Below are 22,248 nucleotides of genomic sequence, written 5' to 3' on the forward strand. Positions count from 1 at the left end.
CGGGCGCCGGCACCGACCCACCCGAGCCCGGAAGGGGCCGACATGGCACAGAACGAGAACCTGGCCGAGCTGTCCCAGGCAGGGGTCGCCGTCTGGCTCGACGACCTGTCCCGCGACCGCATCCGCAGCGGCAACCTGCAGTCGCTGGTCGACGAGCACTCGGTCGTCGGCGTCACGACGAACCCGACGATCTTCGCCGCCGCGATCAGCGGCTCGGAGTCCTACGACGACCAGCTGCACGCCCTCGCGGTGCGCAAGGTGAGCGTCGAGGAGGCGCTGCGCACCATCACCGCCGCCGACGTCCGGGACGCCTGCGACCTGCTCGCCCCGCTGGCCTCCCGCCAGCCCGGCGACGGCCGCGTCTCCCTCGAGGTCGCCCCCGGCCTGGCGCACGACACCGACGCCACGGCCGCCGAGGCGGCGCACCTGTGGTGGCTGGTCGACCGGCCGAACCTGTACATCAAGATCCCGGCCACCGAGGCCAGCCTCCCGGCCATCACGACGTCGATCTCCCGCGGCATCAGCGTCAACGTCACCCTCATCTTCAGCCTCGAGCGGTACCGCGCCGTCATGGACGCCTACCTCTCCGGCCTGGAGCAGCGGCTGGCCGAGGACCCCGAGGCCGACCTCTCCACGCTGGAGTCGGTGGCGTCGTTCTTCGTCTCCCGCGTGGACACCGAGATCGACAAGCGCCTCGACGCCGCGGGGGCCGACCCCTCGCTCAAGGGCAAGGCCGGCGTGGCCAACGCCCAGCTGGCCTACCAGGCCTACGAGGAGGTCTTCACCTCCGAGCGGTGGCAGGCGCTGGAGGCCAAGGGCGCCCGGCGGCAGCGGCCGCTGTGGGCGTCGACCGGGGTCAAGAACCCCGACTACTCCGACACCCTCTACATCAGCGAGCTGATCGCTCCCGGCACCGTCAACACGATGCCGGAGAAGACGCTGATGGCCTACGCCGACCACGGCACGCCCGGCACCCCCGTGCAGAAGTCCTACGACGACGCCGCCGCGGTCATGAAGGCCGTCGGCGACGCCGGCGTCGACCTCGACGACGTCTTCCGGCAGCTCGAGGAGGAGGCGGTGCAGAAGTTCGTCGACTCCTGGGACGAGCTCACCGAGTCCGTCCGCACCGAGCTCGAGGACAAGGCATGACCCTGGAGTTCAGCTCCGCCGGTCTGGAGGTCCCCGAGCCCGTCCGCTCCCAGCTCCTCGAGGACGACGTCGCCGCGCGGCTGGTCCAGAAGGACGCCACCCTCTGGGGCCCCGAGGCGGAGAGCGAGGCGGCCGTCCGCCTCGGCTGGCTGGACCTGCCGGCGACGTCGCGCCCGCTGGTCGCCCAGCTGGCCGAGCTGCGGTCCGAGCTCGCCGCCGAGGGGATCGACCGCGTCGTCCTCTGCGGCATGGGCGGCTCCTCCCTGGCGCCGGAGGTCATCTGCCGGACCGCCGGCGTCCCGCTGGTGGTGCTCGACACCACCGACCCCGGCCAGGTGGCCGCTGCGATGACCGACCTGGAGCGGACCGTCGTCGTGGTCAGCTCCAAGTCCGGCGGCACCGTGGAGACCGAGAGCCAGCGCCGGGCCTTCATCAGCGCCTTCGCGGCCGCCGGCCTGGATGAGAAGCAGATCGGCGCCCGGTTCGTCGTCGTCACCGATCCCGGGTCCCCGCTGTCGGAGACGGCCGCCGCGATGGGCGCGCGGGCGGTCTTCCTGGCCGACCCCACCGTCGGCGGCCGGTACAGCGCGCTGTCCGCCTTCGGGCTGGTGCCCTCGGCGCTGGCCGGCGCCGACGTCGCCTCCCTCGTGGACGACGCGGAGGAGCTGGCCGAGGGCCTGGCGCGGCCGGACAACGCCGCCATGCAGCTCGGCATCGCGCTCGGGGCCGCGTTCCGGACCGGCAGGGACAAGGTCGCCCTCGCCGACGCCGGCGCCACCCCCATCCAGGGCTTCGGCGACTGGGCCGAGCAGCTGATCGCCGAGTCCACCGGCAAGCAGGGCCGCGGCATCCTCCCCGTGGTGCTGGAGTCGCCGGACGCGCCCGGCGCCCAGGCCCCGGACGTGCTCCTCGGCCTCGTCGGCGCCACCGCGCCGGAGCCGGGGCCCTCGGTCGGCGTGACCGGCCCGCTCGGCGCGCAGTTCCTGGCCTGGGAGTACGCGACGGCGGTGGCGGGGCGGGTGCTCGGGATCAACCCGTTCGACCAGCCGAACGTCACCGAGAGCAAGGAGAACACCCAGGCGATCCTCGCGTCGGGCCTGCCCGACGAGCGGCCGCTCGCCACGGTGGGCGCGGTGCAGATCCGCGCCTCCGGCGGCCTGCTCGACGGCGTGGACCTCTCCGCGTCCGACGCGCTCCGGCTCGCCCTGGACGCGCTGGTCGGCGCGATCCCGCCGCGCGGCTACCTGGCGGTCATGGCCTACCTGGACCGGCTGCAGGACGCCTCGGCCGCCGACGTGCGCGCCGCGCTGGCGGAGCGCACGGAGCACGCGGTCACCTTCGGCTGGGGCCCGCGCTTCCTGCACTCGACCGGCCAGTACCACAAGGGCGGCCCGCAGGTCGGGGCCTTCCTGCAGCTCACCGGCGCCGTCGCCGAGGACCTGCCGGTCCCCGACCAGCCCTACACGTTCGGCACCCTGCAGGCGGCCCAGGCCGCCGGTGACCGCAAGGCGCTGGCCGACCGGGACCGCCCGCTGCTCCACCTGCACCTCAAGGACCGGGCAGCGGGAATCGGCCAGCTGCTCACCGCGCTGGGCTGACCGTCGCCGCGGTGCGGACGGCGACGCCGTCCGCACCGCCCCGGTCCCACCCCGACCACGAGGACGGAAGATGATCCCCAACCCGCTGCGCGATCCGCGGGACCGGCGGCTCCCCCGGGTGCCCGAGCCCTGCGCCCTGGTCGTCTTCGGCATCACCGGCGACCTGGCGCGCAAGAAGCTGCTGCCGGCCGTCTACGACCTCGCCAACCGCGGCCTGCTGCCGACCAACTTCGCGCTGCTCGGGTTCGCCCGGCGCGACTGGGGCGACACCGAGTTCGCCGAGCTCGCCCGCGACGCCGCACGGAAGCACGCCCGCACGCCGTGGCGCGAGGAGGTGTGGGAGCGGCTGGCCACCACCGTCCGCTTCGTCCAGGGCAGCTTCGACGACGACAACGCCTTCGACGAGCTCGCCGGGCACCTCGCCGAGCTCGAGGGCAGCCACGGCATCGGCGGCAACGCCGCGTTCTACCTCTCCATCCCCCCGGCGATGTTCCCCGTCGTCCTCAAGCAGATGCAGCGCACCGGCATGGCCGACAGCACCAGCGACCGATGGCGCCGGGTGGTGGTCGAGAAGCCGTTCGGCACCGACCTGGAGTCCAGCCGCGAGCTCAACGCGCTGGTGGACTCGGTGTTCACCGCCGACGACGTCTTCCGCATCGACCACTACCTGGGCAAGGAGACCGTCCAGAACCTGATGGCGCTGCGGTTCGCCAACACCCTGTTCGAGCCGATCTGGAACGGCCACAACGTCGACTCCGTGCAGATCACCATGGCCGAGGACGTCGGCATCGGCGGGCGGGCCGGGTTCTACGAGAAGACCGGCGCCGCCCGCGACGTGCTGCAGAACCACCTGCTGCAGCTGCTGGCCCTGACCGCCATGGAGGAGCCGGTCGAGTTCTCCGCCGAGGAGATCCGCACCGAGAAGCTCAAGGTGCTGCGGGCCATCTCGCTGCCCGAGGACCTGGAGACCTTCGCCGTCCGGGGGCAGTACGAGCAGGGCTGGCTCGCCGGCCAGCGCGCCTGCGGCTACCGGCAGGAGGAAGGGGTCGACCCGGAGTCGACCACCGAGACCTTCGCCGCCGTCCGGCTGGGGGTGGAGACCCGGCGGTGGGCGGGCGTCCCCTTCTACCTGCGCACCGGCAAGCGGCTCCCCCGCCGCGTCACCGAGATCGCCCTGGTGTTCAAGCGGGCCCCGCACCTGCCCTTCGCCGACACCGACACCGAGGAGCTGGGCAACAACCAGCTGGTCGTGCGCGTGCAGCCCGACGAGGGCGTCACCCTCAAGTTCGGGTCGAAGGTCCCCGGCAGCGTCATGGAGGTCCGCGACGTCTCGATGGACTTCCTGTACGGCGAGCAGTTCACGGAGTCCAGCCCGGAGGCCTACGAGCGGCTCCTGCTGGACGTGCTGCTCGGCGACGCCACGCTCTTCCCCCGCAACGCCGAGGTCGAGGCCTCCTGGGCGGTGATCGACCCGCTGGAGGAGTTCTGGCAGGGCACGAAGCCGCACTCCTACCGGGCCGGCGAGTGGGGCCCCCGGGCGGCCGACGAGATGCTCGCCGCCGAAGGCCGCCGGTGGCGGCGACCGTGAGCGGCCACCAGGAGACGGAGACCCGATGACCACGCTGTGGGACACCACCGGCTCGGCCGTGGTGAAGGAGCTGGCCGCCCAGCGGCGGACCGGCGGTGCGGTGCTCTCCGGGGTGGCGCTGACCCTGGTCGTCGTCGCCGACGAGAGCCGGGTGACCGAGGCCGAGGAGGCCGCCACCCACGCCGCGGAGATGCACCCCTGCCGGGTGCTGATCGTGGTGCGCCGGCAGATCGACGCACCGGTCCCGCGCCTCGACGCGGAGGTGCAGATCGGCGGGCGGCTCGGGCCGGGCGAGGCCGTGGTGATGCGCATGTACGGCCGGCTCGCCCTGCACGCCGAGTCCGTGGTCCTGCCGCTCCTCGCCGCCGACGCACCCGTCGTCACGTGGTGGCACGGCGTCCCGCCGGAGCGGATCGCCACCGACGCGCTCGGGGTCCTGGCCGACCGCCGGATCACGGACAGCTCGCTCACCGAGGACCCGCCGGCCACGCTGCGCGTGCGGGCCGAGGACTACGCCCCCGGCGACTCCGACCTCGCCTGGACCCGCAGCACCGCGTGGCGCGCGGTGCTGGCCTCGACGCTGGACTCGGTGTCCGGGCGGCGCAGCGACGCCGTCCAGGTGCACGGGGGCCGGATCGAGGGCGACCCTGGCAACGCCACCGCGCAGCTGCTCGCCGGGTGGATCTCCTCCCGCTGCGGCTGCTCGGTCGACGTCGTGCCCGGGTCGCGCGACCCCGGGCCGAGCGGGGTCGAGGCCGTGACCCTGCGGCTGGACCAGGACGAGCAGCTGGAGGTGCGGGCCGACCACCGCGGCGGCGCCGTCATCTCCCAGCCCTACCGCCCGGACTCCACGCTCGCCCTGCCCGAGCGGGTGCTGGGCGACCTGCTCAGCGAGGAGCTGCGCCGGCTCGACCCGGACGAGCCCTACAGCGAGGCGCTGGAGGCAGCGACCGGCCTGCGGGGCCTGTCCGACCGGCCGGCGGTCCGCGAGCACGTGTGGTTCGACCCGGCGGCGGAGACCGACGTGGTGACCTCGTGAGCCTCTCCCCCGGTGACCGCGCGTCCGCCGAGCTGCCCGACGGCCACCGCCCTCCCCCGCAGGTCGTGATCGAGCCGGACACCGACCGGCTGGTGCGGGCGGTGGCCGAGGCCCTGGTCGCCCGCCTGGCCGCGGCGCAGGCCGTGCACGGCAGCGCCTCGGTGGTGCTCACCGGCGGCGGCGTCGGCATCGCCGTCCTGCGGCACGTGGCCGGGCTCGTGGCCGAGCCGGTCCGCGAGGTCGTCGACTGGTCCCAGGTCGACTTCTGGTGGGGTGACGAGCGCTTCGTCCCCGCCGACTCCGACGACCGCAACGAGCGGCAGGCGCGCACCGCACTGCTCGACGGCCTGGACCTGCCCGGCTTCCGCGTGCACGCGATGGGGGCGTCCGACGCCTTCGCCACCCCCGAGGAGGCGGCCGAGGACTACGCCGCCGAGCTCCGGGAGTACGCCGCCGAGGGGCGGGACCTGCCGCGCTTCGACGTCCTCCTGCTCGGGATGGGGCCCGAGGGCCACACCGCCTCGATCTTCCCCGGCTCCCCCGCAGTGGGCGACGAGCGCCCGGTCGTGGCCGTGCGCGACTGCCCGAAGCCGCCGCCCACCCGGGTCAGCCTCGGCTTCCCGGCGCTCACCAGCGCCGAGGAGGTCTGGCTGCTGGTCGCCGGGGAGGAGAAGGCGCCGGCCGTGGCGCGTGCCCTGGCCGGCGCCCCTCGGGACGAGATCCCGGCGGCCGGGGTCCACGGGACCCGGGCCACCCGGTGGCTGCTCGACGCCGCCGCCGCGAGCCGGCTGCCCCGCGCGGAGGACTGAGCGCGGCAGGCCGGGCGGTACCTCAGCCGCCGCGACGCACGCGGAGGCGGTCCAGCGCCTCCTGCAGGAGCGCGTCGCCGTCGGCGTCGCTGCGCCGCTCGCGGACGTAGGCCAGGTGGGTCTTGTACGGCTCGATCCGCGGGGCCGGCGGCGGGGCGTCCTGGTCCTGCCCGGCCGGCAGACCGCAGCGGGGGCAGTCCCAGAACTCCGGGACGTCCGCCTCGCTCGCCAGCACCACCCGGGTCTCGTGCCCGTTGGCGCACCAGAACGGGATGCGGCGCCGCGGTGCGGCCTCGCCCCGCTCGACCTCGCCCATCGGACCCGCACCGACCCGGGAACCCCGGATCGCGTTGCCACCAGCCACGTGTGCCCCCTGATCGTCGCTCCGGGTCGCGGCGACGCCGGTCACCGCGCCGGAAGACTAACTCCCGGGACCGCGGTTTCCGGTCACGATTCGGCGCCGATTGTGACGCCGGTCGCCTTCAGGGGCGGGCGTCAGACCTTGAGGAGGATGCCCAGGCCGACGATGCAGACGGTCCAGACCAGGGCGGTGCCCACGGTCAGCCGGTTCAGGTTCTTCTCCACGACCGAGGAGCCGGCCAGCGACGAGGACGCGGCGCCGCCGAACATCGAGGACAGACCGCCGCCCTTCCCGCGGTGCAGCAGGATCAGCACGATCAGCACGATGCTGGTGAGCACCAGCAGGATGTTGAGCCCCAGCTCCATTGACCTCTCCGGAAGCCTCGACGACCGGCGACGGACGCCAGCTCTCCCCCCGAGCCTAGCCGACGCGCCCCCGCGGCCCGGTGAGGCAGCCGGGCCACGGTCTCAGCGGACGCCCGCGGTGGCGATGTCGTAGCCGGCGTAGGGCCGCATGACCACGCCGTTGTGCAGCCGCTGCCCCGCCACCAGCTGGATCCGCGCCTCCGCCAGTGGCACGTAGGCCGACGTCTTCCGCACCGTCTCCGCGACGTCGCCCCACGACCCCGGCCCACCGGCGCGGGCCTCGTCGACGAGCGCGGTGACGGCCGGGTCGTTCAGCCGGGCGTAGTTCGTGTTGCCCACCGAGCGGACGCTGCGGCCGTCGACCAGCGGCACCAAAAATGAGCCGGCGGTCGGGAAGTCCGCGGTCCGGGTGGCGAGGACGATCCCGTACCCGTTGCTCGCGACGGTGTCGGGGTTGCCCACCTCGGTGGCGTAGAACGTGGCCGGGTCCAGCGGCCGCACCTCGACGTCGATGCCCACCTCGCCCAGCTGGCCCGCCACCTCGTCGGCCACCTCGAGCGTGCTCGGCGCGTCCGGCACCGCCAACACCGTGCTGAACCCGTCGGGCCGGCCGCATTTCTCGAGCGCGGCCCTCGCCGCGTCCCGGTCCGGGCCGGCGTCGGTGTGCGTGGGCCCGCCGTCGAGCCCCCGCGGCCACAGCTGCGAGCTGCGGACCGCCTCCCCGGGCCCGCCCAGCGCGTCCTGCACGGCCCGCCGGTCGATGGCCGCGGCGACGGCGGCGCGGCAGTCCGGGCTGTCCATCGGGGCGACGTCGGTGGGCAGCGCCAGCACCCGCAGCGAGCCGGTGGTCACGTCGTCGACCCGGGCGGCCAGGTCGTGGTCCTCGTCGTCGGTGAGACGGGCGTTCGTGGCGACCTGCACGCCGGTGCCCGAGATGTCGATGTCGGCGGAGCCGGCCAGGAGGGCCTGGTCGCGCTCCAGGCCGGAGAGGCCGGTGCGGACGACGACCGAGTCGGGCAGGGCCGTGCGCACGTCGTCGGTGGCGGGGTCCCACTGCGGGTTGCGCTCCAGCAGGACACCGGCCTCGGGGTCCACGGAGGTGACCGCGTAGGGGCCGGAGGAGACCGGGTCCTGGCCGTACTGGCCGGCCGTGTCGGCCTCCGCGGGCACGGGGCTGCTCGAGGGCAGCGCGAGCACGAACGGGAGGTCGGGCTGCGGTGAGCGCAGCCGGAAGACGATCGTCCGGTCGTCGGGGGTCTCCACCGACGTCAGGTCCGGGTCGTCCTCCTCCTTGGAGTACGGCCCCGGGTAGGGGTTCGCCGGGTCGTCCAGGAGGTCGACGACGTAGGTGGGGCCGCCGACGACCACGTCGGAGGCGAAGGACCGCTGGATGCCGTACTTGACGTCCTGGCTGGTGATGGGCCGCCCGGTCTCGAAGCGGACGCCCTCGCGGAGCGTGAAGCTCCAGGTCAGCCCGTCCTCGGAGACGGTGCCGAGGTCGGTGGCCAGGTCGGGGACCAGCTGGTCGGTCTTCCCGGGCTCGGACGAGTAGGTCACCAGCGTGCGGGCGTACAGCCGCATCAGGTTCCACACGCCCGGGGAGTACGAGCGCTGCGGGTCCAGGCTGTCGATCTCCGGGGCGACGACCCGCAACGTTCCGCCGGCCTCGTCCGAGGGCGAGCGGACACCCTCCACGCCGGCGTCTGCCCCGTCGGCCAGGACCGGAACGTCGGCCCGTCCCCCGGCACCGCCCAGGCAGCTGACCGCCAGCACGATGACGAGGAGCACGACCGCGGCGGATCCCAGGATCCTGCGGCGGGACCAGCCCCGGGCCCAGCCGGGCAGCCGGTCGGCCAGTCGCTCGAGCGCCTGCTGCACCACCTGCTGCCCACCCCCACCCGTGTCCGGCCGGCGGCGGGCAGCAGGGCTCAGCTACCGCCGGCGGCGATCCGACAGATCTGCGCGAACTCGTCGGCGTCCAGGCTGGCACCGCCGACGAGCGCGCCGTCGATGTCCGCCCCGGCCAGGATCCCGGCCGTGTTCGCGGCCTTCACCGACCCGCCGTAGAGGATACGGACGACAGCGGCCGTCTCCGGGCCGAATCGCTCGGCGAGCCGCGCCCGAAGCGCCCCGCACACCTCCTGCGCATCGTCGGGGGTCGCGACCTCGCCGGTGCCGATTGCCCAGACCGGCTCGTAGGCGACCACGACGCCGCCTCCTGCCGTCCCGGCCACCTGCTCGGCGGTCAGCCCCTCGAGCGCGGCGTCGAGCTGGGCGGTGCAGTGCGCGACGTGCGTCCCGGCCTTGCGGACGTCGAGGCCCTCCCCCACGCAGAGGATGGGCACCAGGCCGTGCCGGAGCGCGCTGCCCACCTTGGCGGCCACGACGGCGTCGTCCTCGGCGTGCAGCGCGCGCCGCTCGGAGTGGCCGACGGTGACGTAGGTGCAGGCGAGCGCGGCGAGCATGCTGCCGCTGACCTCACCGGTGTAGGCCCCGGAGTCGTGCGTGGACAGGTCCTGCGCGCCGTAGCCGACGGTCAGCTTGTCGCCGGCCACGAGCGTCTGCACGCTGCGCAGCGCGGTGAACGGCGGGAGGACGACGACCTCGGCCGCCTCCATCTCCTTGTCCTTGAGGCTGAACACGATCTTCTGGAGGAGGCTGATGGCCTCCAGGTGGTTCATGTTCATCTTCCAGTTGCCGGCGATGAGCGGCCGGCGCGTAGCGGTGGCTGCCATGGTCTCCCCGTTCAGTCCGCGAGCACCGCGAGGCCCGGGAGCTCCCGGCCCTCGAGGTACTCCAGCGACGCACCGCCGCCGGTGCTGATGTGGCCGTAGGCGTCCTCGTCGAGCCCCAGGACCCGCACGGCGGCGGCGGAGTCCCCGCCACCGACGACGGAGAGCCCCTCGACCCCGGCGACCGCCTCGGCGACCCCGCGGGTGCCGGCCTGGAAGGGCGCCATCTCGAACACGCCCATGGGGCCGTTCCAGAAGACCGTGCGGGCGCCTGCCAGCTCGCCGGCGAACAGCTCGACGGTGCGCGGGCCGACGTCCAGGCCCATCTGGTCGTCGGGGATCGCGGTGACGTCGACGACCGTGGAGCCGGCGTCGGCGCTGAACTGCGGCGAGCAGACCACGTCCACGGGCAGGACGATCCGGCCGTCGGCCTCGGCGAGGAGCCGGCGGCAGGTGTCGACCTGGTCGGCCTCCAGCAGCGAGGAGCCCACGCCGTGGCCCTGGGCGGCCAGGAAGGTGAAGCACATGCCGCCGCCGACCAGGAGCCGGTCGACCTTCGGCAGGAGCGCCTCGATGACGGCGAGCTTGTCGCTCACCTTGGAGCCGCCGAGCACCACCACGTAGGGGCGCTCGGGGTCGGTGGTGAGCCGGGTCAGGACCTCCAGCTCCCGGGCGACCAGCCGCCCGGCGTAGCGCGGCAGGCGCTGCGCGACGTCGAACACCGAGGCGTGCCTGCGGTGCACGGCACCGAAGGCGTCGTCGACGTAGACGTCGGCCAGGGCGGCGAACCGGTCGGCCAGCTCGCCGCGCTCGGCGTCGTCCTTCGACGTCTCGGCGGCCTCGAAGCGGACGTTCTCCAGCAGGAGGACGTCGCCGTCGCCCAGCGCCCCGGCCTTGGCCCGCGCGTCGTCGCCGGCGACGTCGCCGGCCAGCGGGACGTCGGCGCCCAGCAGCTCGCCGAGGCGCGCGGCGACCGGCGCGAGGGAGAACTGCGGGTCCGGCGCGCCCTTGGGGCGGCCGAGGTGCGCGGACACGACCACGCGGGCGCCGGCGTCGCGCAGGGCCTGCAGCGTGGGCAGGCTGGCGCGGATCCGGCCGTCGTCGGTGATCTCGCGGGTGCTCTTGTCGAGCGGGACGTTCAGGTCGGCGCGCAGGAGCACGCGCCGACCCGAGACGCCCTCGGCGATGAGGTCGTCGACGGAGCGCATCAGAGCTTCGAGCCCACCAGCGCGGTGAGGTCGACGAGGCGGTTGGAGTAGCCCCACTCGTTGTCGTACCAGCCGAGCACCTTCGCCATCGGGCCGAAGACCTTGGTCAGCTTGGCGTCGTAGATGCACGACGACGGGTCGGTGACGATGTCGGAGGAGACGATCTCGTCCGAGGTGTAGGTCAGGTACTTGCCGAGCGGGCCGGCAGCGGCCTCGCGGTAGGCGGCGTCGATGTCGTCGGCGGTCGCCTCGTTCTTCAGCTGCACCGTCAGGTCGGTCGCCGAGCCGGTCGGGACCGGGACGCGGATCGCGTAGCCGTCCAGCTTGCCCTTGAGCTCGGGGAGGACCAGGCCGATCGCCTTCGCGGCGCCGGTGGAGGTCGGCACCATGTTGAGGGCGGCACCGCGGGCGCGGCGGAGGTCCTTGTGCGGGCCGTCCTGCAGGTTCTGGTCGGCGGTGTAGGCGTGGATCGTGGTCATCAGGCCGCGCTCGATGCCGAACGCGTCGTTGAGGACCTTGGCCAGCGGCGCGAGGCAGTTGGTGGTGCAGGACGCGTTGCTGATGACGGTCTGCGAGCCGTCGTAGAGCTCGTCGTTGACGCCCATGACGATCGTGATGTCGTCGTCGGTCGCGGGCGCGGAGATGATGACCTTCTTGGCACCACCGGCGTCGACGTGCTTGCGCGCGTCGGCGGCCTTGGTGAAGAAGCCGGTGGACTCGACGACGACGTCGACGCCCAGGTCGGCCCAGGGCAGGTTGGCCGGGTCGCGCTCGGAGAGCACCTTCATCTGCTTGCCGCCGATGGTGATGCCGTCGCCGTTGGCGACCACGTCCTGGCCGAGGCGGCCCAGGATGCTGTCGTACTTGAGCAGGTGGGCCAGGGCCTCGTTGCTGGTCAGGTCGTTGACCGCCACGATCTCGATGTCCTGGCCGCTGGCCGCGGCGGCCCGCCAGAAGTTGCGGCCGATCCGGCCGAATCCGTTGATGCCTACCCGGACCGTCACTGCAGACCTCCACTGTCGCGTCGAAACGTGTGGCGCTCGGGGGCCGCGCGGCGCGGCCTCGCTCCGGGTCAGAACCCTAGCGGGCCGCGGATCACCCGGCGCCCGCACGCCCGATCGGGCGACTCCCGGGCGCAGCGTCGGCGAGGCGTGCGGGGCAGGGGGTGCCCTCCCGCTACTGGGCGAGCATGTCGTCGGTGACCACGGACTCGGTGTCCGGGATGCCGAGGTCCTTCGCCCGCTTGTCGGCCATCGCCAGGAGACGCCTTATGCGGCCGGCGACGGCGTCCTTGGTCATCGGGGGGTCGGCGCGCTGCCCCAGCTCCTCCAGCGAGGCCTGGCCGAACTCCAGGCGGAGCCGGCCGGCGACGAGCAGGTGCTCGGGCGCGTCCTCGCCGAGGATCTCCAGCGCCCGCTCCACCCGCGCGCTGGCCGCGACGGCCGCGCGGGCCGAGCGGCGCAGGTTCGCGTCGTCGAAGTTGGCGAGCCGGTTGGCGGTGGCCCGGACCTCGCGGCGCATCCGCCGCTCCTCCCAGGCGAGCACCGCGTCGTGGGCGCCCATGCGGGTGAGCAGCGCGCTGATCGCGTCGCCGTCGCGGACGACCACGCGGTCGGCGCCACGCACCTCGCGGGCCTTGGCGGCGATGCCGAGCCGGCGGGCGGCCCCCACCAGCGCCATGGCCGCCTCGGGCCCGGGGCAGGTGACCTCGAGCGACGAGGAGCGGCCGGGCTCGGTCAGGGAGCCGTGCGCGAGGAACGCGCCGCGCCAGGCGGCCTCGGCGTCGTTGATGCTGCCGGAGACGACGGCCGGCGGCAGCCCGCGCACGGGGCGGCCGCGCTGGTCGACGAGGCCGGTCTGCCGGGCCAGGCCCTCGCCGTGCTTGGCGATCCGGACGAGGTAGCGCACCCCGCGGCGGATGTTGCCGCCGGCGAGCACGCTGACGCCGCTGGTGTACCCGTAGACCTCGCTGATGTCGCGGCGCAGTCGCCGGGCCACCGAGCCGGTGTCGAGCTCCGCCTCGATGACCACGCGACCACCCACGATGTGCAGGCCGCCGGAGAACCGCAGCAGCGCGGTCACCTCGGCCTTCCGCTCGGAGGTCTTTGTGCACTCCACCCGGGAGAGCTCGTCCTTCACCATGGCGGTCATCGCCATGCCGTCCACCCCCACGTTGCTCCGGGGCGTCGCATCCCCGGCTTCCGGGCCAGCGCCATGTACGCCGTCCCCTTCCCCCTCGTGCCGCCCAGGCGGCCCTGCCTTCGTTACCCGGTCGGGCAGCCCTACTCGTTCACCGCCGACCGACCACGGACGCCAGCGCAGCCGACAGGCGCTCCGGGTCGTGCCGCGGTGCGCCGTCCGGCTCGGCCACGGGCGCGAGCACGAGCTCGGCACCGCAGTCGCGCACGGCCTCCAGCAGACCACGGCGGTCAACTACCGAATCAGCATCCGCGACCACGCTGTGCAACGCCACTCCGTGCAAGTGTGCCCGCAGCACCGTCAGGTGCTCCTCCGGCGAGAAACCGTCGGTCTCCCCCGGCTGAGGTTCCAGGTTCAGCACCACCACCACCTTGGCCCGCGCCGCGGCCAGCGCGGCCCGCAGCTGCGGGACGAGCAGGTGCGGCAGCACCGAGGTGTACCAGGATCCCGGACCGAGCGAGACCACGTCGGCCTCGGCGATCGCCTCGAGCACCGCCGGGTTGACCGGCGGGTCGGCCGGCGAGAGCGAGATCTCCCGCACCCGGCCGGGCGTGGACGCGATGGCCACCTGCCCCCGGATCCGGCGGGTGCGCGCCGGGTCGTCCGGGTCGGTGCTCTCCACCCGGGCCACCAGGTCCAGCGGCACGTCGGCCATGGGGAGCACCCGACCCGGGCAGCCGAGCAGCTCGGCCAGCCGGTCCAGGGCCTGCACGGTGTCACCGCCGTGCATCTCGACCAGCCCGGTGAGCACCAGGTTGCCGACGGGGTGCCCGGCGAGCACGCCGCTGCCGCCCAGCCGGTGCTGCAGCAGGTCGGCCACCAGCCGGGTGCGCTCGTCCTGCCCGGCCAGCGCCGTCAGCGCCATGCGCAGGTCCCCCGGCGGCAGCACCGGCATCTCCCGGCGGATGCGGCCGGAGGAGCCGCCGTCGTCGGCGACGGTGACCACCGCGGTCAGGTCCGGGGTGATCCGCCGCCAGGCACCCAGCGCGGCCGCCAGCCCGTGGCCGCCGCCGAAGGCCACGACCCGCGGCGGACGCCCGGGCACCGGTACGCCGCCCACTACTCGCGGCCCAGGTCGCGGTGGCGGGCGACGGCGGCGATGCCCTCGGCGGAGAGCCGGCGGGCGAACTCCTCGGCGATGGCCACGCTGCGGTGCTTGCCGCCGGTGCAGCCGACCGCGAGCGTGAGGTAGCGCTTGCCCTCGCGTCGGTAGCCCGGGAGCAGCAGCCGCAGCACCTCGGAGTAGCGGTCGAGGAAGGGGCCGGCGTCGGCCTGCCCGAGCACGTAGTCGCGGACGTCGGCGTCGCGGCCGGTGTGCGCGCGCAGCTCGGGGATCCAGTGCGGGTTGGGGAGGAAGCGCGCGTCCACCACCAGGTCGGCGTCCAGCGGGAGCCCGTACTTGAAGCCGAAGCTCATCACCGTCGCGGTCAGCGGCGGGGTCTGCCCCTCGCGGGCGAAGGCGTTCTCCAGGGTCGCGCGCAGCTGGTGGACGTTGAGGTCGCTGGTGTCCACCCACAGGTCGGCGTCGCCGGCGATGCCGCGGAGGAGCGCGCGCTCGGCGGTGATCCCGTCGGTGAGCGTCCCGCTGCCCTGCAGCGGGTGCTCCCGGCGGTTCGACTCGTACCGCCGCACCAGCACCTCGTCCCGGGCGTGCACGTACACCACCCGGGGGCGGTGCCCGGCCTCCGCGAGGACGCGGATGGCCTCCTGGAGGTCGCTGGAGAAGGCGCGGCTGCGGACGTCGACGACGGCGGCGAACCGGCGCACGTCACCGCGGGCGCCCAGCTCGACCATGGGCAGCAGCAGCGCCGGCGGCAGGTTCTCGACGACGAACCAGCCGAGGTCCTCCAGCACCCGGCCCGCGCTGTTCTTGCCGGCGCCGGACAGGCCGGTGACGACGACGACCTCCAGCGGCGCGAGCTCGGTCGAGGCCGGGTCCAGCGCCGGCGAGACGCCGTTCTGCGGGCCGACCGGTGCGGTCTCGCCGGACATGGGTTGCTCCGCTCCCTGGGTCACGTCGGAGCCGGCCGTCACGAGGCCACCCGGCCGACCTCGGCGGTGGCGCCGGCCCCGCCCTGCAGCGTGCCCTGCTCCGCCGCGCCCTGCGGGGCGAGGGTCGTCTCGACCACCTGCCCGGCGTCGCCGTCGGCCGGCTCGGCGACCGCCGCCTGCACCGCCTCCGCCGTCCGCCGGCCGATCCCGGGCACCGCCATGAGCTCCTCGACCGTGGCCGCGCGCAGCCGCTTGAGGGATCCGAACTGCTTCATCAGCGCCTTCCGCCGGGCCTCACCGAGGCCCGGGACGTCGTCCAGCAGGGAGACCAGCATGCTCGTGGAGCGCTTCTGCCGGTGGTAGGTGATCGCGAAGCGGTGCGCCTCGTCCCGCACGCGCTGCAGCAGGTAGAGCGCCTCGGAGGTGCGCGGCAGGATCACCGGGTCGCTCTCCCCCGGCAGCCACACCTCCTCCATGCGCTTGGCCAGCCCGCACACGGCGATGTCGACGATGCCCAGCTCCTCCAGCGAGCGGGCGGCCGCGGCCACCTGCGGCGCACCGCCGTCGACCACGAGCAGGTTGGGCGGGTAGGCGAACCGCCTCGGGCGCCCCTCCTCCGCCGCGACGCCCTGCTCGTCGCGCCGGTCGGCCTCCTCCTTGAGGTGGCGGGCGAACCGGCGGCGGACGACCTCGGCCATCGCCGCGGTGTCGTCGGTGCCGTTGCTGACGGAGAAGCGGCGGTAGTCGGACTTCTTGGCCAGGCCGTCCTCGAAGACGACCATCGAGGCGACGACGTTGGTGCCCTGCACGTGGCTGATGTCGATGCACTCGATCCGCAGCGGCGCGTCCGGGAGCTCCAGGGCCTCCTGCAGCTCCGACAGCGCCAGGGAGCGAGCGGTGAGGTCGCTGGAGCGCTTCACCCGGTGCCGGGCGAAGGACTCCTTGGCGTTGCGCTCGACGGTCTCCAGCAGGCTCCGCTTGTCCCCGCGCTGCGGGACGCGCAGCGACACCCGGCCGCCGCGCAGCTCCTCCAGCAGCTCGACGTAGACGTCGGCGTCCTCGGGCAGCTCGGGCACGAGCACCTCCCGCGGCACCTGCTCCCCGGCCTCGCCGACGCCGGTCTGCTCGTCGACGCCGCCGTACACCTGCAGCAGGAACTGCTCGACGAGCTCGCCGGTGGTGACCTCCTCGACCTTGTCGATGATCCAGCCCCGCTGGCCGCGCACCCGCCCGCCCCGGACGTGGAAGACCTGCACGGCGGCCTCCAGCTCGTCCTGGGCGAAGGCGACGACGTCGGCGTCGGTGCCGTCCCCGAGGACGACGGCCTGCTTCTCCATGGCCCGCCTCAGCGCCCCGAGGTCGTCGCGCAGCCGGGCGGCCTTCTCGTACTCCATCGCCTCGGCGGCCTCGGCCATCTCGCGCTCGAGGCGCTTGGTCATCTGGTCGGTCCGGCCGGCCATGAAGTCGCAGAAGTCGTCGACGATCTCCCGGTGCTCCTCGGCGCTCACCCGGCCCACGCAGGGCGCGGCGCACTTGCCGATGTAGCCCAGCAGGCAGGGCCGGCCGATCTGGCCGGCCCGCTTGAAGACGCCGTTGGAGCAGGTGCGCGCCGGGAAGACGCGGGTCAGCGTGTCCAGGGTCTCGCGGATCGCCCAGGCGTGGGCGTACGGGCCGAAGTACCGCACGCCCTTCTTCTTCGGCCCGCGCATGACCTGCAGCCGCGGGTACTCCTCGTTGAGGGTGACCGCCAGCGACGGGTAGCTCTTGTCGTCGCGGTAGCGGACGTTGAACCGCGGGTCGAACTCCTTGATCCAGTTGTACTCGAGCTGGAGCGCCTCGACCTCGGTGCCGACGACGGTCCACTCGACGCTCGACGCCGTCGTCACCATCTGGCGGGTGCGGGGGTGCAGCCCCGCCACGTCGGCGAAGTAGCTGTTCAGCCGCTGCCGGAGGCTCTTGGCCTTGCCGACGTAGATGACGCGCCCGTTCGGGTCGCGGAACTTGTAGACCCCGGGGCTCTCGGGGATGGATCCGACCGCCGGGCGGTACGTGGACGGATCGGCCATGTCTCCACATTAGGTCGCGGGGCCGACACGCCGTGCGCGGACGTACCCGTCCGTCCCACGTGTCACATCCGAGGGCGCCGGGTGCCGCGCACGCCGACGGAGCGGACCCCGGTCGGGTCCGCTCCGTCGGGACGGGCAGGAGCGGTGCTCAGCCCACGGGCTGCGACCGGCGCACCGCGACGGACGGGGTGCGGGCGGCCAGCGCCGACGCGCCGCGGGCGGTCAGGCGGGCCGCCCGGCGGGCCAGCACCGCGGCCGCCAGCACGCCGACCGGCACGGCGGCGAAGTCGAAGGCGTCGGCGACGACGTCCTTGGTCACGACGGCCAACGAGACGCCCAGGAGGGCGAGCAGGACGACGGTGGAGAGGATCCCCGACCCTCGTGAGCCCTTGCCCTTCCACGGTTCGCCGCAGTGGGCCATGTCCGGGTCGCAGTCAGGAGTGAGTGCGCTCATCGCGGCCTCCTCGTGGGCTGCGCAGGCAGCCCGGTGACGTCGGTCACAAGGAGAGTACGCCCGGAGTGACTTCTCTCACAAGTGCTGAGCACGGAGCCGCCCGGCGTCGACCTCCCCAGCCCGACCGGGTGGGAGGCGCACCTCTACGAAGCGGGTGGGGGCCGTCGAACCCGGAGGAGCCGTCGTGGGCCCCGCTCCTGGTGGCTTCCCTCAGCAGTCAGCTCGCCTTCTTGCGGGCCCGCTTCTTCACCGGGCCCGCGACGGCCGCGGCGACGGCGTCGGGGTCGAGCATCGGCCGCAGGTAGCGGCCGGTGTGGCTCTCCTCCACCGTCGCCAGGAACTCCGGCGGCCCCTCGGCGACGACGGTGCCGCCCCGGAACCCGCCCTCCGGGCCCATGTCGATGAGCCAGTCCGCGCTCTTGATGACGTCGAGGTTGTGCTCGATGACGATCACCGAGTTGCCCTTGTCGACCAGGCCCTGGAGCACGAGGAGCAGCTTGCGGATGTCCTCGAAGTGCAGGCCGGTCGTCGGCTCGTCGAGCACGTAGATGCTCCGGCCGTTGGACCGCTTCTGCAGCTCGCTGGCCAGCTTCACCCGCTGCGCCTCACCGCCGGAGAGCGTGGTCGCCGGCTGGCCGAGCCGGACGTAGCCCAGCCCCACCTCGGTGAGCGTGCGCAGGTACCGGGCGATCGCCGGGATGGCCTCGAAGAACTCCGCGGCCTCCTCGATGGGCATGTCGAGGACCTCGGCGACCGTCTTGCCCTTGTAGTGCACCTCGAGGGTCTCCCGGTTGAACCGGGCGCCCTTGCACACCTCGCAGGGGACGTAGACGTCCGGCAGGAAGTTCATCTCGATCTTCAGCGTGCCGTCGCCGGAGCAGGCCTCGCAGCGGCCGCCCTTGACGTTGAAGGAGAAGCGGCCCGGCAGGTAGCCGCGCATCTTCGCCTCGGTCGTCTGGGCGAACAGCTTGCGGACGTGGTCCCAGACGCCGGTGTAGGTCGCCGGGTTCGAGCGCGGGGTGCGGCCGATCGGCGACTGGTCGACGTGCACGACCTTGTCCAGGTGCTCCAGGCCGGTCACGGTGCGGTGCCGGCCGGGCACCAGCCGGGCGCGGTTGAGCTCGTTGGCCAGGACGCTGTAGAGGATGTCGTTGACCAGGCTGGACTTGCCCGAGCCGGAGACGCCGGTGACGGCGACCAGCAGGCCCAGCGGGAAGGTCACGTCGACGCCGCGCAGGTTGTTCTCGCGGGCGCCCTTCACGACCAGCTCCCGGCCGGGCGTGGGCTCCCGCCGCTTCTCCGGGACGACGATCTGCTTGCGGCCGGAGAGGTAGGCACCGGTGAGCGACCGCTCCGAGTTGAGCAGGTCGTCGACCGTGCCGCTGACGACCACCTCACCGCCGTGCTCACCGGCACCCGGGCCGATGTCGACCACCCAGTCGGCGACCTTGATCGTGTCCTCGTCGTGCTCGACGACGATGAGGGTGTTGCCCATGTCGCGGAGCCGGACGAGGGTCTCGATCAGCCGGGTGTTGTCCCGCTGGTGCAGCCCGATGGACGGCTCGTCCAGCACGTAGAGGACGCCGACCAGCCCGGAGCCGATCTGGGTGGCCAGCCGGATGCGCTGTGCCTCGCCGCCGGCGAGCGTCGCCGCCGGCCGGTCCATGGAGAGGTAGTCCAGCCCGACGTCGACGAGGAAGGACAGCCGGGCCTGGATCTCGCGGAGCACGCGGTCGGCGATGGCCGCCTCGCGCTCCCCCAGCTCCAGCGCGCCCAGCCACTGCGAGGCCTCGCCGATGGACAGCCCGGTCACCTCGGCGATGGACCGGCCGGCCAGCTTGACGGCGAGGATCTCCGGCTTGAGCCGGGTGCCGTGGCAGACGGGGCACGGGACGTCCCGCATGTAGCCCTCGTACTTGTCCTTCATGTAGTCGCTGTCGGTGTCCTCGTGCCGGCGCTCCAGGAACGGCAGGACTCCCTCGAACGCGGCGTAGTAGCTGCGCTCGCGGCCGTAGCGGTTCTTGTAGCGGACGTGCACCTGGTCCGGCGAGCCGTGCAGGATCGCCTTCTGCACCTTGGCGGGCAGCCGCTCCCACGGCTCGTCCATGGAGAAGCCGATCTGCTGGGAGAGACCGGTGAGCAGGCGGGTGAAGTACTCGTTGCTCATCGAGCTCGACCAGGGCGCGATGGCTCCCTTGGCCAGGCTCTTCGTCGGGTCGGGCACCACGAGGTCGGGGTCGACCTCCTTGCGGGTGCCGATGCCGGTGCACTCCGGGCAGGCGCCGAAGGGCGAGTTGAAGGAGAAGGAGCGCGGCTCGAGCGCCTCGAAGGACAGGCCGTCGTCGACGCAGGCGAGGTGCTCGGAGTAGGTGCGCTCGCGGTGCGGGTCGTCGTCGGGCAGGTCCACGAAGTCGAGGACCACGAGGCCACCGGCCAGCCCGAGCGCCGTCTCGACCGAGTCGGTGAGCCGCCGCTTCGCGCTCTCCTTGACGGTGAGCCGGTCGACGATCACCTCGATCGTGTGCTTCTCCTGCTTCTTGAGCTTCGGCGGCTCGGTCAGCGAGTGGATGACGCCGTCGACGCGGACGCGGGAGAAGCCCTGGGTCTGCAGGGAGCTGAACAGGTCGACGTACTCGCCCTTGCGCGCGCGGACCACCGGCGCGAGCACCTGGAAGCGGGTGCCCTCCTCCATGGCGAGGACCTGGTCGACGATCTGCTGCGGGGTCTGCCGCGAGATGGGCTTGCCGCAGTTCGGGCAGTGCGGCTGCCCGGCGCGCGCGTAGAGCAGCCGGAGGTAGTCGTAGACCTCGGTGATGGTGCCGACGGTCGACCGCGGGTTGCGGTTGGTCGACTTCTGGTCGATCGACACCGCGGGCGAGAGGCCCTCGATGAAGTCGACGTCCGGCTTGTCCATCTGGCCCAGGAACTGGCGGGCGTAGGCCGACAGCGACTCGACGTAGCGGCGCTGGCCCTCGGCGAAGATCGTGTCGAACGCGAGGCTGGACTTGCCCGAGCCGGAGAGCCCCGTGAAGACGATGAGCGCGTCACGGGGGAGGTCGAGGTGGACGTCCTTGAGGTTGTGCTCTCGGGCGCCGCGGACGACGAGCCGGTCCATGTGATCCCTGTCGGTCGCTGGGTGGATGTCGCAGGTGGTGCGGCGGCCGTGCCGGCCGGGTCGCGGTCCTCCGGGTGCAACGACCAGGTGTGTCGCGGTCGTCCGCCTAGAGGTGTGAGCTTCGCCCGGTCAGCGCACGGACACGGCTCAGCCGGGGGTTGAGGTGGGGTCGAAGACCGGCGCGTACCGGCGCCACGGCAGCCGCCGCTCGAGCTCCCCGGCCATCCAGAGTAGCCGCGCCTCGGCGCCCGGCGGACCGACGAACTGGACCGGCACCGGTGGGCCCTGCGGCCGGGACGCCGCGGGGAGGACGGCCGCGGGCAGCCCCGCCAGGTTCCACGCGGCGGTCCACGGCGCCCAGCGCGCGTTCGCCGTGATGTTGGCCAGGAAGCCGCGCTCGTGCCAGGGGCGCGCGGGGAGCGGCGGGCCGGTGGTCACCGGGGTGAGCAGCAGGTCGACCTCGTCGAAGAAGCGCACCATGCGCTCGCGGAAGCGCTCCTGGGTGCTCGGCCGCACGAGGCCGAGCCGGCGGACCAGCCGCCCGATCCGGGCGTGCGTCCGGCTGCGCGGCTGCAGCTGGTCGCGGGGGATGCCGAGGAGCTCCGCGTCGTCCTCCGCGCCGGCCATCCAGCGCACCAGCGCCCCGGCCGCCGCCCCCGGCGTGATCGGCGGGTTCTGCCGGACGACCGTGTGCCCGGCAGCGCGCAGCTCCGCGACGACGCGGTCGAGCGCCGCCCGGGTGGCGGCGTCGGCACGGACCCCGGGCACCGGCGAGCTCGAGCTCACCGCGATGCGCAGCGGGCGGCCGGGGTCCGACGGCTCGGCCGGCCCCTCCCCCGCCAGGACCCCGTGGGCGAGCGCCAGGTCGGCGACCGTCGTGGCCAGCGCGCCGTTCACGGCCATGCCGGACCAGTCGTCGGCGCCGATGCCACCGGGCACCACGCCCCGGCCGGGCTTGAGCGTGACCAGACCGCACGCGGCGGCGGGCAGCCGCAGCGACCCCATGCCGTCGTTCCCGTGCGCGATGGGCACCGACCCGGAGGCGATCGCGGCGGCGCTCCCCCCGGAGCTGCCCGCGGGCGAGAGCGCGGTGTCCCAGGGGTTGCGGGTGACCGTCCCCGGACCGTCGGTGGCGGCGTAGAGGCAGAGCTCCGGCGCGCGGGTGATGCCGACGACCACCGCGCCGGCCTTGCGCAGCCGCTTGACCACGGGGTGGTCCTTCGCCTCCGGGCCCGCGGTGCGCGCGGGTGAGCCGTCGGTGCAGGTCTCCCCCGACACGGCGACGTTGTCCTTGATCGCCACGGGGACCCCGGCCAGCGGCAGGGCGAAGCGGGCGGGGCTGGCGTCGACCGCCGCCGCCTCGGCCAGCGCGGCCTCCCGGCGGACGACCCGGAAGGCGCCGATGCGGGCGTCGACGGCCTCGATGTGGTCCAGGTGGGCGCGCACCACGTCGACCGCGGTGAGCTCGCCGGCGTGCACCTTCGCGGCGATCTCCGCGGCGGTCAGCCCGACGATCCCCGCCTTCACGTCGCTCCCGGCCGGGGCACCGTCCTGAGCTGTACCGACAGCTCCG

General features: G+C 73.8%; 18 protein-coding genes. 5 read left to right on the top strand and 13 right to left on the bottom strand.

Annotated features, from left to right (window positions below):
* The first annotated feature begins 42 nt into the window (after positions 1-42).
* From tal to pgl, 5 genes are all read left to right on the top strand, one after another.
* Positions 43-1,149, top strand: a complete 1,107-nt coding sequence (gene tal, locus E4P43_RS02750) for a transaldolase (RefSeq protein WP_135143904.1) — start codon at positions 43-45, stop codon at positions 1,147-1,149.
* Complete coding sequence (locus E4P43_RS02755) at positions 1,146-2,747, top strand: glucose-6-phosphate isomerase (RefSeq protein ID WP_135143905.1); 1,602 nt, start codon at positions 1,146-1,148, stop codon at positions 2,745-2,747. Before tal ends, E4P43_RS02755 begins: the two co-directional genes overlap by 4 nt.
* 70 nt (positions 2,748-2,817) lie before the next feature.
* Positions 2,818-4,335 carry a glucose-6-phosphate dehydrogenase gene (zwf, locus tag E4P43_RS02760; RefSeq protein ID WP_135143906.1) on the top strand — a complete coding sequence of 506 codons (1,518 nt, stop codon included), beginning with the start codon at positions 2,818-2,820 and terminating at the stop codon, positions 4,333-4,335.
* A 25-nt stretch (positions 4,336-4,360) separates the two neighbouring features.
* Positions 4,361-5,374, top strand: coding sequence for a glucose-6-phosphate dehydrogenase assembly protein OpcA (locus tag E4P43_RS02765; protein ID WP_135143907.1), 1,014 nt, complete (start codon positions 4,361-4,363; stop codon positions 5,372-5,374).
* Positions 5,371-6,183 carry a 6-phosphogluconolactonase gene (pgl, locus tag E4P43_RS02770; protein ID WP_135143908.1) on the top strand — a complete coding sequence of 271 codons (813 nt, stop codon included), beginning with the start codon at positions 5,371-5,373 and terminating at the stop codon, positions 6,181-6,183. Before E4P43_RS02765 ends, pgl begins: the two co-directional genes overlap by 4 nt.
* A 22-nt stretch (positions 6,184-6,205) precedes the next feature.
* On the opposite strand, the gene E4P43_RS02775 is transcribed toward pgl, so the two are convergent.
* From E4P43_RS02775 to E4P43_RS02835, 13 genes are all read right to left on the bottom strand, one after another.
* Positions 6,206-6,547, bottom strand: coding sequence for an RNA polymerase-binding protein RbpA (locus E4P43_RS02775; protein ID WP_135143909.1), 342 nt, complete (start codon positions 6,545-6,547; stop codon positions 6,206-6,208).
* Positions 6,548-6,678: 131 nt separating this feature from the next.
* Positions 6,679-6,909, bottom strand: coding sequence for a preprotein translocase subunit SecG (gene secG, locus E4P43_RS02780; RefSeq protein ID WP_135143910.1), 231 nt, complete (start codon positions 6,907-6,909; stop codon positions 6,679-6,681).
* Between the two features lie 102 nt (positions 6,910-7,011).
* Positions 7,012-8,787, bottom strand: a complete 1,776-nt coding sequence (locus E4P43_RS02785; protein WP_245158901.1) for an ABC transporter substrate-binding protein — start codon at positions 8,785-8,787, stop codon at positions 7,012-7,014.
* A gap of 50 nt (positions 8,788-8,837) precedes the next feature.
* Positions 8,838-9,644 (bottom strand): triose-phosphate isomerase, encoded by an 807-nt coding sequence (gene tpiA / locus E4P43_RS02790; RefSeq protein ID WP_135143912.1) that lies wholly within the window; start codon positions 9,642-9,644, stop codon positions 8,838-8,840.
* A gap of 11 nt (positions 9,645-9,655) precedes the next feature.
* Entirely contained in the window at positions 9,656-10,849 is a 1,194-nt protein-coding gene (locus E4P43_RS02795) for a phosphoglycerate kinase (RefSeq protein ID WP_135143913.1), read from the bottom strand.
* On the bottom strand, positions 10,849-11,853 hold the full coding sequence (gene gap / locus E4P43_RS02800) for a type I glyceraldehyde-3-phosphate dehydrogenase (protein ID WP_135143914.1): 1,005 nt from the start codon (positions 11,851-11,853) through the stop codon (positions 10,849-10,851). The genes E4P43_RS02795 and gap overlap by 1 nt, the downstream gene beginning before the upstream one ends.
* Positions 11,854-12,025: 172 nt before the next feature.
* Entirely contained in the window at positions 12,026-13,006 is a 981-nt protein-coding gene (whiA, locus tag E4P43_RS02805) for a DNA-binding protein WhiA (RefSeq protein ID WP_091930636.1), read from the bottom strand.
* 133 nt (positions 13,007-13,139) lie between these two features.
* A complete protein-coding gene (gene yvcK, locus E4P43_RS02810) occupies positions 13,140-14,093 on the bottom strand; it encodes a uridine diphosphate-N-acetylglucosamine-binding protein YvcK (RefSeq protein ID WP_245158902.1) in 954 nt (317 codons plus the stop codon).
* A gap of 14 nt (positions 14,094-14,107) precedes the next feature.
* Positions 14,108-15,040 carry an RNase adapter RapZ gene (gene rapZ / locus E4P43_RS02815; protein ID WP_135143915.1) on the bottom strand — a complete coding sequence of 311 codons (933 nt, stop codon included), beginning with the start codon at positions 15,038-15,040 and terminating at the stop codon, positions 14,108-14,110.
* Positions 15,041-15,078: 38 nt separating this feature from the next.
* Positions 15,079-17,106: an excinuclease ABC subunit UvrC gene (gene uvrC / locus E4P43_RS02820; RefSeq protein WP_135143916.1), complete on the bottom strand. Its 2,028-nt coding sequence runs from the start codon at positions 17,104-17,106 to the stop codon at positions 15,079-15,081.
* A 148-nt stretch (positions 17,107-17,254) separates the two neighbouring features.
* Positions 17,255-17,560 carry a hypothetical protein gene (locus E4P43_RS02825; protein WP_167759036.1) on the bottom strand — a complete coding sequence of 102 codons (306 nt, stop codon included), beginning with the start codon at positions 17,558-17,560 and terminating at the stop codon, positions 17,255-17,257.
* A gap of 217 nt (positions 17,561-17,777) precedes the next feature.
* Positions 17,778-20,675 carry an excinuclease ABC subunit UvrA gene (gene uvrA / locus E4P43_RS02830; protein WP_135143918.1) on the bottom strand — a complete coding sequence of 966 codons (2,898 nt, stop codon included), beginning with the start codon at positions 20,673-20,675 and terminating at the stop codon, positions 17,778-17,780.
* Positions 20,676-20,822: 147 nt separating this feature from the next.
* Positions 20,823-22,202, bottom strand: a complete 1,380-nt coding sequence (locus tag E4P43_RS02835) for an amidase (protein WP_245158903.1) — start codon at positions 22,200-22,202, stop codon at positions 20,823-20,825.
* Positions 22,203-22,248 lie beyond the last annotated feature (46 nt).

This window comes from Blastococcus sp. TF02A-35 (assembly GCF_004571075.1).
Taxonomy (GTDB): Bacteria; Actinomycetota; Actinomycetes; order Mycobacteriales; family Geodermatophilaceae; genus Blastococcus.